At 60.6% G+C, this 15,996-nt stretch carries 12 protein-coding genes and 2 pseudogenes; 5 read left to right on the top strand and 9 right to left on the bottom strand.

What is annotated here, in order from left to right; translation table 11 throughout:
- Nucleotides 1–419: 419 nt before the first annotated feature.
- Nucleotides 420–722: a PilZ domain-containing protein gene (locus HNQ50_RS00440; protein ID WP_184097856.1), complete on the bottom strand. Its 303-nt coding sequence runs from the start codon at nt 720–722 to the stop codon at nt 420–422.
- 190 nt (nt 723–912) lie between these two features.
- Nucleotides 913–1,467: a DUF2199 domain-containing protein gene (locus HNQ50_RS00435; RefSeq protein ID WP_184096436.1), complete on the bottom strand. Its 555-nt coding sequence runs from the start codon at nt 1,465–1,467 to the stop codon at nt 913–915.
- Between the two features lie 225 nt (nt 1,468–1,692).
- Between HNQ50_RS00435 and HNQ50_RS00430 the strand changes: the two genes are divergently transcribed.
- Together HNQ50_RS00430 and HNQ50_RS00425 are read left to right on the top strand one after the other, a co-directional pair.
- The gene (locus HNQ50_RS00430; protein ID WP_184096434.1) at nt 1,693–2,973 is read left to right on the top strand and encodes a S1 family peptidase; all 1,281 of its coding nucleotides are present in this window, start codon (nt 1,693–1,695) and stop codon (nt 2,971–2,973) included.
- Nucleotides 2,958–3,929 carry an FHA domain-containing protein gene (locus HNQ50_RS00425; RefSeq protein WP_184096432.1) on the top strand — a complete coding sequence of 324 codons (972 nt, stop codon included), beginning with the start codon at nt 2,958–2,960 and terminating at the stop codon, nt 3,927–3,929. Before HNQ50_RS00430 ends, HNQ50_RS00425 begins: the two co-directional genes overlap by 16 nt.
- A gap of 20 nt (nt 3,930–3,949) precedes the next feature.
- On the opposite strand, the gene HNQ50_RS00420 is transcribed toward HNQ50_RS00425, so the two are convergent.
- From HNQ50_RS00420 to HNQ50_RS00405, 4 genes are all read right to left on the bottom strand, one after another.
- Nucleotides 3,950–5,437, bottom strand: coding sequence for a sensor domain-containing diguanylate cyclase (locus HNQ50_RS00420; RefSeq protein ID WP_246428520.1), 1,488 nt, complete (start codon nt 5,435–5,437; stop codon nt 3,950–3,952).
- Nucleotides 5,438–6,089: 652 nt separating this feature from the next.
- Nucleotides 6,090–6,896 (bottom strand): substrate-binding periplasmic protein, encoded by an 807-nt coding sequence (locus HNQ50_RS00415; RefSeq protein WP_184096430.1) that lies wholly within the window; start codon nt 6,894–6,896, stop codon nt 6,090–6,092.
- A 169-nt stretch (nt 6,897–7,065) separates the two neighbouring features.
- Nucleotides 7,066–8,679 (bottom strand): carbohydrate-binding protein, encoded by a 1,614-nt coding sequence (locus HNQ50_RS00410; RefSeq protein WP_246428519.1) that lies wholly within the window; start codon nt 8,677–8,679, stop codon nt 7,066–7,068.
- Between the two features lie 397 nt (nt 8,680–9,076).
- A complete protein-coding gene (locus HNQ50_RS00405) occupies nt 9,077–9,640 on the bottom strand; it encodes a TetR/AcrR family transcriptional regulator (RefSeq protein WP_184096426.1) in 564 nt (187 codons plus the stop codon).
- A 104-nt stretch (nt 9,641–9,744) separates the two neighbouring features.
- Here HNQ50_RS00405 and HNQ50_RS00400 point away from each other — a divergent pair, with 104 nt between their 5' ends.
- Entirely contained in the window at nt 9,745–10,212 is a 468-nt protein-coding gene (locus HNQ50_RS00400; protein ID WP_184096424.1) for a nuclear transport factor 2 family protein, read from the top strand.
- 482 nt (nt 10,213–10,694) lie between these two features.
- On the opposite strand, the pseudogene HNQ50_RS22525 reads toward HNQ50_RS00400, so the two are convergent.
- The 3 genes and pseudogenes from HNQ50_RS22525 to HNQ50_RS00390 all read right to left on the bottom strand — a co-directional run.
- Nucleotides 10,695–11,390 (bottom strand): annotated as a pseudogene (locus HNQ50_RS22525) (ATP-binding protein); the annotation flags it as partial.
- A gap of 201 nt (nt 11,391–11,591) precedes the next feature.
- Nucleotides 11,592–12,545: pseudogene (locus HNQ50_RS22520) on the bottom strand (PAS-domain containing protein); the annotation flags it as partial.
- 746 nt (nt 12,546–13,291) lie between these two features.
- Nucleotides 13,292–14,014, bottom strand: a complete 723-nt coding sequence (locus HNQ50_RS00390; RefSeq protein WP_184096420.1) for a response regulator — start codon at nt 14,012–14,014, stop codon at nt 13,292–13,294.
- Between the two features lie 652 nt (nt 14,015–14,666).
- On the opposite strand from HNQ50_RS00390, the gene HNQ50_RS00385 reads away from it, so the two are divergent.
- Both HNQ50_RS00385 and HNQ50_RS00380 read left to right on the top strand, forming a co-directional pair.
- The gene (locus HNQ50_RS00385; protein WP_184096418.1) at nt 14,667–15,347 is read left to right on the top strand and encodes a response regulator; all 681 of its coding nucleotides are present in this window, start codon (nt 14,667–14,669) and stop codon (nt 15,345–15,347) included.
- 150 nt (nt 15,348–15,497) lie between these two features.
- Nucleotides 15,498–15,875: a response regulator gene (locus tag HNQ50_RS00380; RefSeq protein ID WP_184096416.1), complete on the top strand. Its 378-nt coding sequence runs from the start codon at nt 15,498–15,500 to the stop codon at nt 15,873–15,875.
- The last annotated feature ends 121 nt before the right edge of the window (nt 15,876–15,996 follow it).

Genomic DNA, 15,996 nt, shown 5'->3' with positions numbered 1-15,996 from the left:
CTTTCCTCCCCCGTTAAAGCCAAGCGCCGAAGGAGTGGAGGGAGACCTTAGGCTCCCGACCGACTGAGGGCAGCCCGGAGGGCCGCCAGGCTGGGGTCGCCTTTCTTTGGTTACTTTCTTTGGCGACGCAAAGAAAGTGACGTGCTCCGGCCACCGCCGGTATCAAAAGGCTTTCCCAACCCGCGCCACAAGGCGCTAACACACATATCAATGGTGGATTGTCGCTCACGCTCCGAATCCACCCTACGTTCCACAGCAATATGAACCAGGCCAGCTACCCCGGATTCCCGCTTCGCTTCATCCGGGCTACGAGTGGCATCTGCCAGCAAAGGCCACCTGCGGTGGCCGAACTGGATTCCGGCGCAAGGGGACCGCCAAGGGGCGCGCCTTCATCCGGGCGACAAAGAGGCTCCAGCCAGCTACTGCAAAACCTCCACAATCTCCAGCCCCAGTTCATACATCCGCCCGCGCTCCACTTCATGACAGCGCCGCACCCGCACGGTGGCGGCAAATGGTTTGCGGCTGCCGCCCACGGCAGGCGGCATCATCAGTACGTCAAAGACTTCTTCCAGGCGCGGCACGTAACTGGTCCGCACGGTCATGCCACCCACACTCAGATCGGTGCAGGTGCCGTATTGCGCCGGTGCGGCGTCGCGAAACCGCAGTTTGACTTCACAGTTCACTGGAACGCGCCGTGCGCCGCGTTTTTCCTGATTCCCCATCATCCCTTGCCTGCGGTTGCCGTGTTGTTTTGTTTGCCCGTATCAAATGTCGGGCTGAGCAACATGCTGCCATGAGCAAACCAAGTCGTGGTAACGGGATGACTTCCGGCGCGTGCGGGCCGGGCAGAACACCATCAGGCATCACAGGCGGACGGTCAGCCAGTAGCTTGCGACTGGCTGACCACACGTCTTAGTCCGCGTTGGTCGGGCTCTCTGTGCTGTTGGCATGGACCAGGTGTTCAGACAGTGCCTGCAACTGCGCCACGCCAAAACCGCCATATTGATGCTGCAACAGCGGGTGCGCCATTTGCTGCGGAATACGCTGCACAAAGACCAGCGGGCGCAGGCCGCCCGCGCGGGGACGGAACTCCACTTGCAGGTTCAGGGTTTCCGGGTAGGCCGACAATTGATTGGCCAACCAGCCCGCGCCATTGATGGCCGGGCCTTCGCCACGCAAGAACGCCTGGTAGGCCGTCCAGGTGGCTTCATCAATCGCCACCCAGACATACCAGCTGTACATCAGGTTAGCGTCGTCATGCACCGGCATTTCCAGCACAGCGCGGACAAAGTAATCCGTCTGGTGGTCATGTTTGATGCTGCAAAAATCGGTATCCAGAGTTGCCAGCGACGCTTTTTGTTCGTCGCTCAGATTGAAGTAGTGATAGGGCACTTCAAAGGCGCAGCCGGTATCGCAGACGTGGGTTTGTCCACAGCGGGTGCAGCTAAAGGAATAACGGTTGTACATGATGGCTCGTGATCAGGTGCGGCAAGACCGCCACTCTAGCCGCTGCGGCTTTAGAGCGTCCACTGCCGTTGACCCGGCCGCAACACGTGAGCGGTAGTGCTGTAGCGCAACAATTGGCCCGACGTCAGCATGCGTTGTGGTTTGGTGACAAACACTGAAAGACTGATCGCGGACCGGACATGTCACAGGTAAGATGAGGCTTAAAACATACACACCCGGCCCGCCTTGCATACCCTTCTTGCCCTTCTTGCCAGTTGCCTCTTGCTGGGCGCGACCAGCGTCACTGCCGCGGAAACCGCGCTGGCCGACACGCCCCAGGTCTTTCGCCAGTACAAAGATGCCGTGGTGCAGGTCCGCATCATGGACAAGCGCAGCAATAACCGCACCGCGCTGGGTACCGGCTTTGCGGTCGATGATGCCGGCCATGTGATCTCTAACTTCCATGTGATCTCTGAAGTGGTGTGGCACCCCGAATCATTCCGGGCCGAGGCCGTGCGCGCCAATGGCAGCGTGGTGCCGCTTTCGGTCTCCGGGTTTGATGTGGTGCACGACCTGTCGCTGCTGAAACTGGCGACACCCCTGGGCACTCACCTGACACTGGATGCCGGCCCACTGGACAAGGGCACCACGCTGTACTCGTTCGGGATTCCGCTCGATCTGGATTTCACCATTGTGCGTGGGCTTTACAACGGCTTGTTGCCCAAGAGCCTGCGCGAACAAATCCACTTTACCGGTGCCATCAACCCGGGCATGAGCGGCGGCCCCACCATGACTGAAGCCGGCCATGTGATCGGGATCAATGTCGCCACCTCCGGCAATGATGTGGGTTTTCTGGTGCCTGCCCGTTATGCCGTGGCGTTGTTGCAGCAACGCGCCAGCGCGCCGATTAACAGCGCCAGCCAGATGCTCAAATTGATGGACACCCAGTTACTGGCCGAACAGAACGCGCTGGCCAGCCGGTTGCTGGCCGCACCACTCACCACCGATACGCTGGATCATTACCGCACCCCGCGTGACTGGTCGGATTTCTTCCGCTGCTGGGGTGCTGAAGATCATGGCGAAGAAAAACGCTACAGCGCGCTGGCCATGCGCTGCGGCACGCAAAGCAATATTTTCCTGACCGAAGACTACGAAACCGGCACGGTCTACTACAGCCGCAGTTATGTGCAGAGTAAAGGGCTGACCGACCTGCAATTTGCGCATCTGTACAGCAGCCAGTTCAGCATGGAAACCCATATCCCGGACGCCACACGCGAAGACGTGGGCAACTTTGCCTGCAAGACCGCCTTTGTACGCCAGCCAGATGGCCTGCCCATGAAAAACGTGTTCTGCCTGCGGGCGCATCGCAAATTGCCGGGTCTGTTTGATGCGGTGATCATGAGCGCCACGCTGGATCAAAGCCAAAGCGGGCTGATCAACCGGCTGGTGGTAGGCGGGGTCAGTTACGACAACGCAGTGCGGCTGGGCCGCAAGTTTCTGGGAGCGGTGGCATGGTCGAACCACTGATTCTGGAAATCCTGGACCGGCATGGCCGGGTGGCGCAGCGCCAGAAATTCACGCATTTTCCGGTCATCATCGGGCGGGATTACAGCAACGATCTGATGATTGACGATGAAGCCGTCTCGGCCCGTCACCTGAGCATTGAGCCCTCGCCCGATGGTGGCTGGGTGCTGGAAGACCTCTCTAGCGAAAACGGCAGTTATGCCAGCAACCGCCAGCGCTTTACCCTGGCGCGCGTCAAGACCGACGACCGCGTGCGCATTGGCCGCACGCAACTGCAATTGCGCAGCCCGCAATCGGCCGTCTCCCCCACCGTACTGCATGACGGCTTGCTGTGGCGGGTGTCCCAATTGCTGGGCAATGTGTGGATCATGCTCGCCCTGCTGCTGCTCAATGTGGGCTTGTTAAGCTGGAGCAGCAACACCCATGTGTTCACCCAGATCAAACCGTCCGACACCGCCGTCACCGCCGGCACCTTGCTGGCCGGCACGCTGATCTGGGCCAGCATCTGGGCTTTGCTGGCACGGCTGCTGAATCACCGGGCCGTACTGCTGGAATATATCTCGCTGGGCTCGTTACTGGCGCTGGCTAGCCTGGCGTTGCAGGCGTTCGAGGCCAGGCTGGGCTACCTGGCGCATGACAGCACGCTGGCGCTGATCACCTCCAGCCTTGTCTGGCTGGCGGTCATGGCCGTGGCAGCCTATCTGCACCTGAAACTGGCCACAGCGCTCTCCCGGCGCAAGCTCTACACCTTGATCGGCGCGGGCCTGGTGGCCATGTGCGGTTTTCTGGTGTTGTCCAGCTACCGCGACGACCACACCTTCACCCGGGATTTGCCGTTCAATGGCGACTTGCAATTGCTGCCGGTCAGCATGCTCCATGTCACGCCTGCGCCGCAGTTCTTCGACAACCTCCCGGACGTGCGCGACAGCGCGTTGCAGAAAGCCAAAGACCCGGACTAAACCAGAGCGGGTCTTTGGCTTTAGTCCGGCTTGAGCCCCAGCCGGCGTTCGGCCGCTGGCGTGTTGGCGTAAAACGCGCGCTTTTCTTCGTACATCAGCAAATCCGCGTGCTGCACGGTGGCTTCCAGCCGCTCGCCACGGTGGCAGGTGGCCATGCCCATGGAAAAACTCAGCGTCGCGCCAGGGTAGAACTGGTTATTGAGTTCAATCAGATGTTGCAGGCTATCAATGACCGCCTGCCCGCCGCGCTCATCCATACCGGGCAGCAACACGGCAAACTCATCCCCACCGATACGGGCCGCGTAATGCGGTGCTTCCACCGCCTTGGCAAAGACTTCACCGGCACGGCGCAGCAAGGTATCCCCGGCGGCATGCCCCAACTGATCGTTAACGCCCTTCAGTCCATTGAGGTCAGCAATGATGACCGTAACCGGGAACGGCCCTTTGCGCTCCAGCCGGTTCAGTTCGTCCACATAGAACGAGCGGTTGCGCAGTTTGGTCAGCACGTCGTGCTTGCCCAGGAACTCCAGGTAAGCTTCGGCCTTTTTACGTGCGGTGATGTCGGTGAGCGCCACCAGCACCATGTCCCAGTGCTGTTCGTGGCCGGTCAGCACGGCAAATTGCAGGTGGACGTTGACCTCGTTGCCTTCCAGCGAGTAGTTGAGGACCTCGCGCTGCTGGAAGAGTTTGTTGTCCCACAAGTCAATTAACTGTTCCCGGAAATGCTGGCGCATATCGTCACGGAACACATCACGCAGCCGCCCTAACAGGGTTTTTTTATCCGGCGCGGCAAACAGTTGCAGCGTGTGCTGGTTGACGTCGATCACCTGGATTTCTTCCATACAACGTTCGACGAATTCTGGATGCACGTCGGTAAAGACCCGCAGATCACGAATCCCCTGGGCGCGGATCTCGTCGAGCAATTGTTTGACCACGCTGAAGTCTTCTACCCACAAAGAGACCGGTGAGTATTCAAACAATCCACGCGCATACTGGGCCGACAACATCGCCCGGTGGCGTGCGCGTTCCAGTTCGGTAATGTCTTCCACCGCCACCAGCACGCGATCCCATTTGTGCTCATGCCCTGGCAGCACCGTACCGCGCAGCAGTACATCCAGTCGGCGGCCGGTGAGCGTGTAATTGACGGTCTGGCTGAGAAAATGAGTCTCTCCCGACCATAACTGCACCAGCTCTTCCAGATGCTCTTTGAACATGTCATCCCGAAACACCCGATCCAGCCCGCCGACCAGGTGCTCCAGATTATCTGCCTCAAACAGCGTCAGGGTTTTCTGGTTGACCTTGACCACCTTGATACATTCGGAACACTGCGCCACCCGCGCCGGGTCTTCATCAAACCACGCGCGCAAATCCGTCACGCCCTGCGCGCGCCAGGTATCAAACAAGACACGCATGGCACTGTAGTCTTCCACCCACAGTGAAACCGGCGCCAGATCGAACATCCAGGCGTCATCGGTATTGGCGGGTGCAGCGGGAGGGAGCTGGGACATGGCACACCTGTTGTTCTATGTTGGTGTCATTCTAATGCCGCTGCGGGTATGTGTGGTTGTTGGTGTTGTAGCGGGTGGTAAAGGGCCTGGCCAGGCGCCTCGTAAGTGACACTTCCGCAGTGGCGGTCATGGGGGCCGTTGCCGTTGCCGTTGCCGTTGCCGTTGCCGTTGGGGTTGCCTTTGATTTTCCTCCCCCATAAAAGCCCAGCGCCGAGGGCGTGGAGGGAGACCTTAGGCTCCCGACCAACCGAGGGAAGCCCGGAGGGCCGCCCGGCTGGGGTCGCCTTTCTTTGGTTCCTTTCTTTGGCGAAGCAAAGAAAGGGACGTGCTCCGGCCACCGCCGGTATCAAATGCTTTTAAAAGCCGCGCCGTCAGGCGCTAACACCCTGGTTCTCGCCAGAGAACGGGGCCGTCCCGGCCCCCACTGGATTCCGGCTCAAGGCCGGAATGACGACGTGGTGAAGCGAAGAAAGTGATGTGGGCCCGGCACCCCGGGTATCAAAATGCTTTTCAAACCGGCGCTGCAAGACGCTAACACCCACAACAATATGAACCACGTCCGCCACCCCGGATTCCCGGCCTGGTGGCCTCCATCCGGGCTACAAAGTGGCACCAGCCAGCAAGGACCACCTACCTCGCCATCAAATATCCGCTACTGCGCCCGTCCCCCCCTGTTCTGCAACGCAGCCGTAGCGGAATGGCTGTTCAACAAGGTAGTCACATACTGATTGATCAGCATGTCCCAGGTTTTATCCGTATGTAGCTGCGCCAGCCCTTTGTTGAAAGCGGCGATCAAACTGGCAGAGCCCGGTTGCTTGCGCGGGGCGATGAAATACAAGGCGCGCGTATCCAGAGGTTGCGCAGATGCCGCCAGTTTCGGGTACCCCGAAGGCAGTTTGCGCAAGACGAGATCACCCAACAGGCTGTTGGTGACAAAAAAGTCCGCCCGCCCCAAGGCCACCATGCTGGCGCAGGCACTCATATCGGCCGGTGTTTCCACACGCGGCGTTCCGCCTCCCATCAGTTTGTACACCGACGGCAGCGCCACAAACCCCGCTGGCAGGCAAAGCACCTTGTCTTTCAGGACACCTGGCTTGAGCGTGATTTCCTGACCATCCGCACGGCCGTACAGATAGGTGGTCATCTGTACTACCGGCTCGGAAAACAGATATTGCGCCGCCCGTTCAGGCGTTTGTACGTAAGGGAAAGTCGCGGCGTAGCGGCCATCCAGCGTGTCTTTGTAACCGCGCGCCCAGGGTAGCCAGTCTACCGTCGAGGTATACCCGGCCACGGCAAGGCTGCGCTGGACAATGGCGGTAAAGATGCCGCCTTCAGGCAAGCCGTTATCGGTATAAGGCAGGTAACCGTTGCCCGTGACCAGCTTGAGCGGCTCTGCCGCAGGCAGCCACGCACAACTCAGGGCAAGAACGGCAGCAAGGCCAGAACAGGTAAGACGCAAAGCATGCCCTCCACAGTGCGGCAATCTTGTCTGGATGGACAGATGATTGCTTCTACAAATATGTGTAGAGCATAACGCGGTCTGGCGCACGCCGCGCAGGAACGGACACGGCGGGCAAAAAAAATCCGGCGGGATACCCGCCGGATTTCGTACCTGCGTCAGCGCTGGATTATTGCCCCAGATCGCTGACAAAACGGTTGGTGAACGACAGATTGCTTTGACCGTTGGTGCCGGCGATATCCCGGTCAAACGACCAGTAATGCACGCCGGCCAGACCGTTGGCCTTCACAAAGCTGGACATCGCATCGGCATCTGACAAGGTGAACGTTTCGCCAGCGGTGTCGTTGGCGGCGATCATTGGCGTCAGTTCGATCTGGTTGTACGGCAGCTTGTAATAGCCGTGCAGGTCCATACCGGCCTGGATGGCAGACTGGCCCATCTGGCACTGGCTACCGCTCACCACGCAAACACCACTTGAAGCCGGGTTGCCGTAATCCATCACCATCAGGTTGACCGTGTAGTTGGTCAAACCGGCAGCCTGGATCGCGCTCATGACCTGCTTGCCGGTGTCACCCAGCGGATTGGGCGAGTTGGCCCCCATATCCACGGCAACGGCAGAGCCTGCCTGGCTGGTCGCCAGCGTAGCGATGGTAAAGCTGAAGCGCATGGCCGGCCAGGTCTTCTGCGCCACTTTCACGCGGGCAACCAGGTCATTGATCTGGGCCTGGGTCTGGCCTGCTTCAATGTCAAAGTCCACACCGATCATGTTGGCGGAGTAGTAGTTGTTCACAAACTTGGTGAACCCGGCATCCGTTGCGCAAGAGAAGATGCCTGCTGCGCCACCGGTAGAAACCACGTACTTCTTGCCGGCATTGACGAACATCGGCACGTTGGTGGCAGAGAACGTCGCCGGCAACATGCCCGCCAGGTTCTCACCGACCGGCGAGGGCGAAGTCGAACCGCACTCGCCCGTGACAAAGGCCCAGGTCAGTGTGGACAAACCAGACGGCATGGCCGCAGTGACATCAACCACGGTACCGGCGGCGTTACGGCTTTGCATGCCATCGGTATTCCAGTTGGTGTTGACCGTCACGTCCTTGTACGGGCTGTCGATGAAGGTCGGGGCGGAGCCGCTCGGTGTCGGTGTCGGTGTCGGTGTCGGTGTCGGTGTCGGCGTCGGCGTTGGCGTCGGCGTCGGTGTTGGCGTCGGTGTTGGCGTCGGTGTTGGTGTCGGCGTTGGTGTCGGTGTCGGCGTTGGTGTTGGTGTCGCGCCGCCAGAGCAATTGCCGGTGGCGGTCCACGGCAGACCAGAGCCGGTCGCGCCGCTGTTGGTCGCCGGGTTGGCACCCTGGGTCCACCAGTTGGCCTTATAGTTCACCCCGTTGTAGCTGACGACTGCGCCACCGTTATAAGCGGTGCTGGCGTTCCAGGCTGCGGCACAGTTACCGGACGGCGTCGGCGCTGGCGTCGGCACCGGAGTGGGTGCTGGCGTGGGTGCCGGAGTAGGCACCGGTGTCGGCGCTGGCGTAGGTGTCGGCGTGGCAGAACCACCGGTATCCGCGCCCAGATCTTTCCACAGGCTTGGCGTTGCGGCCGGGTTCCAGTTGGCACCCACGTAATCCGTCTGGGTGACCAGCGCCTGATAATCGTGGCCGTTGTAATAAACAATGGTGCCGGCGGAATACGTGCCACCGTCTTGCCATGTCGGGTAAGAAGCGAATGCAAAAGTCGCTGCCAATGCGGCAGGCAGGGCGGCCAGGGCCACCCGGTTAAAACGTGTCATCTCTATCTCCATCCCAGGTTGTGAAAAACAATGCGGGTGCTGTTGCACCTCTGATCGACGGTTTGTCCGGTTCAAGCCGGTACGCGCCCGTGAGTAGACCCGGCCCTGGCCAATACCCCGGCCAGGGTGGCGACATTTACAGCCATATGCAGTCTGGCGTCAATGTCATGTCTTGCATGTGTTTTTCCGGGGAAAGAGACCACCGCAACTTTGGCCGCCCGGCCCGTCAATACCAGCGCCACGGCGACACCGCAGCAGATATGGCTCAACCAGGCACTACGGTATAACCACTGGCTTGAGCAGTGGGCGGCCACATAGAACCACCGGGCCAACTCGCACCGCATATCTCTTACAAGCGGTGGCATTGCTGTGTTCAAAAAGGGGGAGAAACAAGCGCTCAGGTGGGCAAAACAGCCAGCAGCAGTGCCAGCGCATCCAGCGCTGCCTGCGGTGCGCCATCGGTCTGGGCCCGCACAATGGCGCCATCCACGGCCACGGCCGCCGCCAGTGCAATGCGTTCACGTCCGGACGAAGGCGGTAACAACGCGGCGATCGCCTCGGTCATCTGCGCTTTATGGCGGCGGGCAATATCTGCCGCATCTGGCAAACCGCCGCCCTGCTCTGCAACGGCGTTGATAAATGCGCAGCCACGGTAATCCGTGCTGTCAAACCATTCCGCCAAGACCGGGACCAGCGCGGCCAGATGTCCGCCATGCCGTTGCAACGCGTCGGTAAACCAGGTCATCCAGCGGGTGTGGCGATCCTCCAGAAACGCGCGGATCAGATCGTTCTTGCTGGGGTAGTGCCGGTAAAACGTCACTTTGGTTACGCCTGCAGCAGCAATCACCCGGTCGATCCCGGTAGCGCGGATACCGTCCCGGTAAAAGAGATCATGCGCCACACACAAAATGCGTTCGCGGGCGGGCAAAGTGGCAAGGTCTGTGGTCTGGTCGGTTTTCATGCTGCCATTGTAGACAAATCTGTCTACATCTTCTAGAGTGCAGTTCATGCACGTAGACAGACTTGTCTACATTGAATGACTATCCCACACCAGGAGCCCGCATCATGGAACATCGCCCCCCTCTGCCGCCATTTACCCTGGAGACCGCCATCGCCAAAGTCCGCGCCGCAGAAGACGGCTGGAACAGCCGCGACCCCGCCCGCGTGGTGTTGGCCTACAGCGAAGACACCTGGTGGCGTAACCGCGCCGAATTCGTCCGTGGGCGCGCGCAAGCGCAAGCCTTTCTGGAGCGCAAATGGCAGCGGGAACAGGATTACCGCTTGATCAAGGAGATCTGGGCGCACTCAGACAACCGCATCGCCGTGCGTTTTGCCTATGAATGGCATGACGACGCCGGGCAGTGGTATCGCAGTTATGGCAATGAGAACTGGGAGTTCAACGAGTTCGGGCTGATGACACGGCGGCATGCCAGCATTAATGACGCACCGATCAAAGCGGCGGAGCGGAAGTTTTTCTGGCCGCTGGGGCGGCGGCCGGATGAGCATGCGGGGCTGTCGGAATTGGGGTTTTGATTTTGCCTACACCGGGGATCTGGGCGTGCTGTTCTGTTTGTAGGGTGGATTTGGAGCGTAGCGACAATCCACCGCAAGCAGCCCGTTGGGCTGAGGGCTGGATTCCGGCTCAAGGCCGGAATGACGAGGAAGTGGGATACAACCAGCCCATCCTTGCAAACCGATGGTTTGCGGGGTTGGGGTTGCTTTTGACGTACCTCCCCCCTCCGGCAGCGCCACTTTGTAGCCCGGATGGAGGCCACAAGGCCGGGAATCCGGGGTGGCTGGCTTCGCTCCATCCGGGCTACCACGCCAGTAAACGCCCTCGCCCCGCCTCAACCTCTGAAACAGTTGCAAACAGATCTTTCACGCCAGCGTAATAATCCACCCCTATAGTGCGCAGCTGAATATCTTCTCAGGTACTCATCTCTCCAGTCTGGAAGTCCACAGTTCAAGCCCTGCATGCATTGCGGGGCTTTTTTTTGGCTGTCAGCCAGCGCACGTCAAACCAGCAGGGCGGCCAGATCAGCGCGGACAAAGGGTTTGGCGATAAATGCTTGCCCTTCCCGCCAGGCCGGATGCGCGCGGTGGGTTTCCAGTGGCAGGCCAGACATCAGCACCACCCGCGTTTGCGGCCAGCGGCGGGCGATGGCGGCGGCGAGCGCAATGCCGTTACCCCCACTGCCCAAAGAGATATCCGACAGCACCAGTTCCACCGGTTCGTTACTCGCCAGCCAGTCCTGCGCTTCCTGCGCGCCAGAAACGCCAATGGCATCGGCCCCCAGAGTGCGCAGCATCGCCAGTGCGGTGTCTTTCACTGCCGGGTCGTCTTCGACCACCAGCACGCGGCCGCCGAGCTGGCTGGTCAGTTGCGGGCGGCTGTGATCATGGCTGAGGAGGGCGTCTTGCGTGCTGGGGGGTAACCACAGCGATACCGTGGTGCCCTGCCCGACCACGCTCTGGATTTGCACATCGCCACCGCTTTGCCGCACGAAACCATACACGCTCGATAGCCCCAGACCACTGCCTTCACCCAGCGCGCGAGTGGTAAAGAAAGGCTCCATCACCTTGTCGAGCAATTCCGGCGGGATGCCGATGCCGGTATCCGCCACCGAAATCACCACGGCTTCTTTGAGTGCGGGCAGGCGCTCCGGACTGCCGCCGGCCTCTACCGCCAGCGTCAGCGTGCCGCCGCCGGGCATGGCTGCCGCGCTATTGAGCGCCAGGTTCAGCACGGCGTTCTCCAATTGGCCCCGGTCCGCATTCACGGTGTGTTTGCCGCTGCCCGGTTTGATGACGACCTCAATCTCTGTGCCGACGGCGTATTCAATCAGGTCCAGCATTTCTGCCAGCATGTCGTCCGGTTGTACGACCTCGGCCTGCAAGGGCTGACGGCGGGCAAAAGACAGCAGACGGCGCGTGAGCTGCGAGGCGCGCTCGGCAGAACGCCGCGCCAGTTCCGCCATGCCGAGGGCTTCGGGCTGCTTTTGCAGTTTGTCTTCCAGCATTTCCAGGTTGCCCAGAATGGCCACCAGGAAGTTGTTGAAGTCATGCGCCACCCCCCCAGTCAGTTGCCCAAGCACTTCCATTTTCTGCGCCTGGCGCAAGTCCGCCTCTACGGCGCGGCGGGCGGTCAGGTCGCGACACACCGCCACCCAGCCACCACCGGGCATGCCCTGACAGTGAAACTCCAGCACCCGCTGGTCGACAAAATGCAGTTCTGCGGCGGCGGCAATGCGCGTTTGCCGGTCGGTCGTGCGCGTGGCGGTGCGGCGGGATACCGCGCGCCAGCGCGCCTGCACCGGGAGTGCCTTGCGCAGTTCCAGCAGCGTCATGCCAATGTGCAGACGCTGATCCGGCATGCCCAGCGCGGCCTGAAACATGGGGTTCCAGCCCACCAGACGGCCCTCGCCATCGTGGACAGAGACGCCGTCGTTCATGGAACGGAATACGGTCTCCAGTAGCCGTTGCTGGCTATCCAGACCCTCGGTCAGCTTTTGTTTTTCCAGCATGTTGGCGCGGAACACTTCAAACGCACGCGCCAGTTCGCCCACCTCGTCCTTGCGATCAATCGATGGAATGCGCTGTTCCGTGTGACCGGAGGCCAGCCGCGCCAGCACGCGGGTCATGCGCTGCAGCTTGCGCAGCACCCGGTCAACATAGGTCACCCCCAGAATAGCCAGCACCACGCCGATCGCCGTCAGCAGCCACAGGCCCGATTCACTGGATGCCACCACCCGGCGCACGCTTTCGTGGCGCCGTTCAGCCACCTGGCGCAGTTCTTCTACATATTTGGCAGAACGTTCATCCAGTTGGTCGGCATGCGAGCGGATCAACTGCACCAGATAGGTCATGCGCTGTTCGCTGGTCAGAAACTCGTTGCGCAGACTAAAGACGTTATCCGGCCCCTCGCCAATTTTGTGCAACAGGGCAGCCAGTTCAGGTTCGCGCTTGTCCTCACCCAAGGCGCGCACCCGCATCCACAAGGCTTCGTTGTCACTTTCCGCGACGCCCAGCGTGGTGAAATCGCTGGCCTGAAACGCCGACATGGTCACCACCCACAGGTTGAGCATGGTGGGCGCATTGCGCGCCACATCGCGGCGGCGACGCAGAATTTCGTTACCCGCGCGATCGGCATCGCGGCGTTCTTCGTTGATACGGCGCTGCAACAGGCGGTGCATGCCCGATTGCACCATCAACCGGGTCAGGTCACGGTCAATGCCGTCCAGCTCTGCATTGGCGGCCAGTTGGTCGGCGGTGCGTTCCGGCAAATCCATGCTTAACAGGCGGATATCGTGCAGCAGGTTGTGCAGTACCTCGGTATCACTGCGCAACAGATCGGGCGAATCTGTCCCCGCCATGCCCGGCGCAATGGCCGCCACCTGCGCCACTTTTTCAGAGAGTTTGAGCACGCGGGCGATTTCCGGCACCACGTTGGCTTCGTACTCATCCAGCGCGCGCTGGTTGGCGCGCATGCCCATAACCCCGACCAGTGCAATCGACATGGTGACCAGGAACAACAGCAAAAACGCGACGATCAGCCGCGTGCGGATGCTGGGCATGCGATCAGGCAGGCGGGATCTTAAGGCGCGCATGATGGCTAAAGACGGGTGACGGGCGTGGCAAACATATAACCCTCGCCGCGTTCGGTGCGGATATACGCCGGCAAGCGCGGGTTGGGTTCGATCTTGCGTCTGAGGCGCAGGATCAGCACGTCAATGGTGCGGTCATACACGTCGATTTCGATGCCACGGGTGTGTTCCAGCAATTGATCCCGCGACCAGATGCGGCTGGGCTGCTGCACCATCGCCGCCAGAATGGCGAACTCCCCGCGCGTGAGCGAACACGGCTCGCAACCGTTCCTGGCCAGCACGCGCTTGCCCATATCCAGCACCCAGTCACCAAAACCGTAGCGCACGCTGCCATCGGCCACCGGACGAGGTTGTGACAGTTCTGTGCTGCGGCGCAGATGCGCGCGTACCCGCGCCAGCAACTCGCGCCCGGAGAACGGTTTGTTGATGAAATCATCCACCGCCAGTTCCAGCCCCAGCACGCGATCGGTCTCGTCACCCTGCCCGCTGATCATGATGATGGGCACGTTGGACTTCTGCCGCAGCTCCCGCGCGACCGTCATGCCATCCTCGCCGCGCAGTTTCAGATCAAGAATGACCAGCGCGCAGGATTGCGTAGCCAGATGCTGGAACAAACCACTGCTCTGACCTACTGCGCAGACGGCAAAACCTGCATCTTCCAGCAGCGTTTTCAACCATTGTCGTACTTCTGCATCGTCATCCAGGACCAGGATGCAATGTCTGTTATCCATAGCTGACTCTCCACCCTACAGCGCTCTTGTGGCGCGTTGGCAAGGTCTGACTGTATGTCATCCACTGTGCCGCTGATGCTGCCTTTGCAAGGCGGGCACGTCAACCGGGGTATTTGTGTATGGCCGGATTAGGACTCGGGTGGGTGTTGCGGTTGAAGTTGCCGTAGCCGTTGCCGTTGCCGTTGATTTTGGGTTTGAAGTTGCTTTTGACGTTCTCCCCCATAAAAGCCCAGCGCCGAAGGAGTGGAGGGAGACCTCAGGCTCCCGACCGACTGAGGGAAGCCCGGAGGGCCGCCAGGCTGGGGTCGCCTTTCTTTGGTTACTTTCTTTGGCGACGCAAAGAAAGTGACGTGCTCCGGCCACCGCCAGTATCAAATGCATTTTTAACCCCGCGCCGTCAGGCGCTAACACAGATCGCAATGGTGGATTGTCGCTCACGCTCCGAATCCACCCTACGGCCAGCCTGGCAAAGGCCACCCGCGTTGGCCATAACGGATTCCGGCGCAAAGGGGCCACCAAGGTCGGGAATGACGATGCAATGGGCAAGCAAACATCTCACCCTTGCCCGTATCGCCTCCAGGGTACAACGCGATACACTGCAAGGCTGATCACAGCAGCCATCCGCGAGCTGCCCTGCACCCCATGGACCCTCATGCGCATATTGCTGGTTGAAGACGATGTCCTGCTGGGCGATGGCGTAGCCGCCGGGCTGCGTGACGCCGGCTTTACCGTAGACTGGATCACCGATGGCGAGGCCGCACTGACTGCGCTGACCACGGTCGCTTATGAACTGGTAGTGCTGGACCTGGGCCTGCCGCGCCGGGACGGCATCAGTGTGCTGCGCACCTTGCGCGCGCAACGGCAAGACATGCCGGTGCTAATCCTCACCGCACGGGATCAAGTGAACGAGCGCGTTACCGGTCTGGAAAACGGGGCGGATGACTATGTGGTCAAACCCGTGGCCCTGGCCGAGCTGGTTGCCCGCGTGCGCGCCTTGTTACGCCGTGCGCATGGCCGCGCCCAGCCGCTGATTGAAGCCGGCAACCTGACCATCGACCCCGCCGCCCGCACGGTGACGCAACAAAACCGCCTGGTGACGCTGTCCCCGCGTGAATATCTCTTGCTGGTTGATCTGGTAGAACACCGCGGCATTGCCCGCACCCGGGCGCAACTGGAAGACAGTTTGTACGGCTTTGGGGAAGAAGTGGGCAGCAACGCCGTGGAAGTTCATGTCCACCATCTGCGCAAGAAACTTGGCGAGCCCCTGATCCGCACGGTGCGTGGCGTGGGTTATCTGTTTGTTCCTGACCGGAGTGATACCGTACGCGATTGACGGTTGCCCCGGCATAAAACTGACGGGCGTGCCCGTTGTCCCACAGCGATATCAGCGAGCGCCTACAGCAGGTCGCTCACGACGGCCTGCACTATGGCATTTCCGGTTTATTCAGGTGCCCTGACATTGCCGCAGCCTTGCGAGACCCCAATGAACGCAGATCGACTTTCAATTCTCTACGTAGAAGATAACGAGATGCTCCGCGCCACCATTGTGGAGTACCTGGAAGAAATGAGCCTGCCGGTCACCCCGGTAGCCAGCGCAGAAGACGCACTGGAGCGCCTGGCCCGGCAGCACTTTGACGTACTGCTGACCGACGTCAGCCTGCCTGGTCGTTCCGGCATGGACCTCGGCCGCGACGCCCTGACGCTTTACCCCGACATCCACCTGATCATCTCGACCGGGCACGACGTATCCGGCTTTGTGCAGAACATGCCCAATACCCAATGCCTGCCCAAACCGTTTGACCTGGACGACATCGACGCCGTGCTGAACAACATACGCCAGGCGCTGGCCGAGCGGGCGTGAACACCCAATTTCAAGCAGACGGTTTGCGAAGTTGGGGTTGCTTTTGATCTTGCCGTTGTCTTTCCTCCCCATTAAAGCCCAGCGCCGAAGGAGGTCGGGAGACCCAAGGCTCCCGACCGAC

The organism is Silvimonas terrae (assembly GCF_014202765.1).
Lineage (GTDB): Bacteria > Pseudomonadota > Gammaproteobacteria > Burkholderiales > Chitinibacteraceae > Silvimonas > Silvimonas terrae.
Note: the sequence above shows the minus strand (reverse complement) of the source record. Positions and strands in the feature narration are given on the sequence as shown.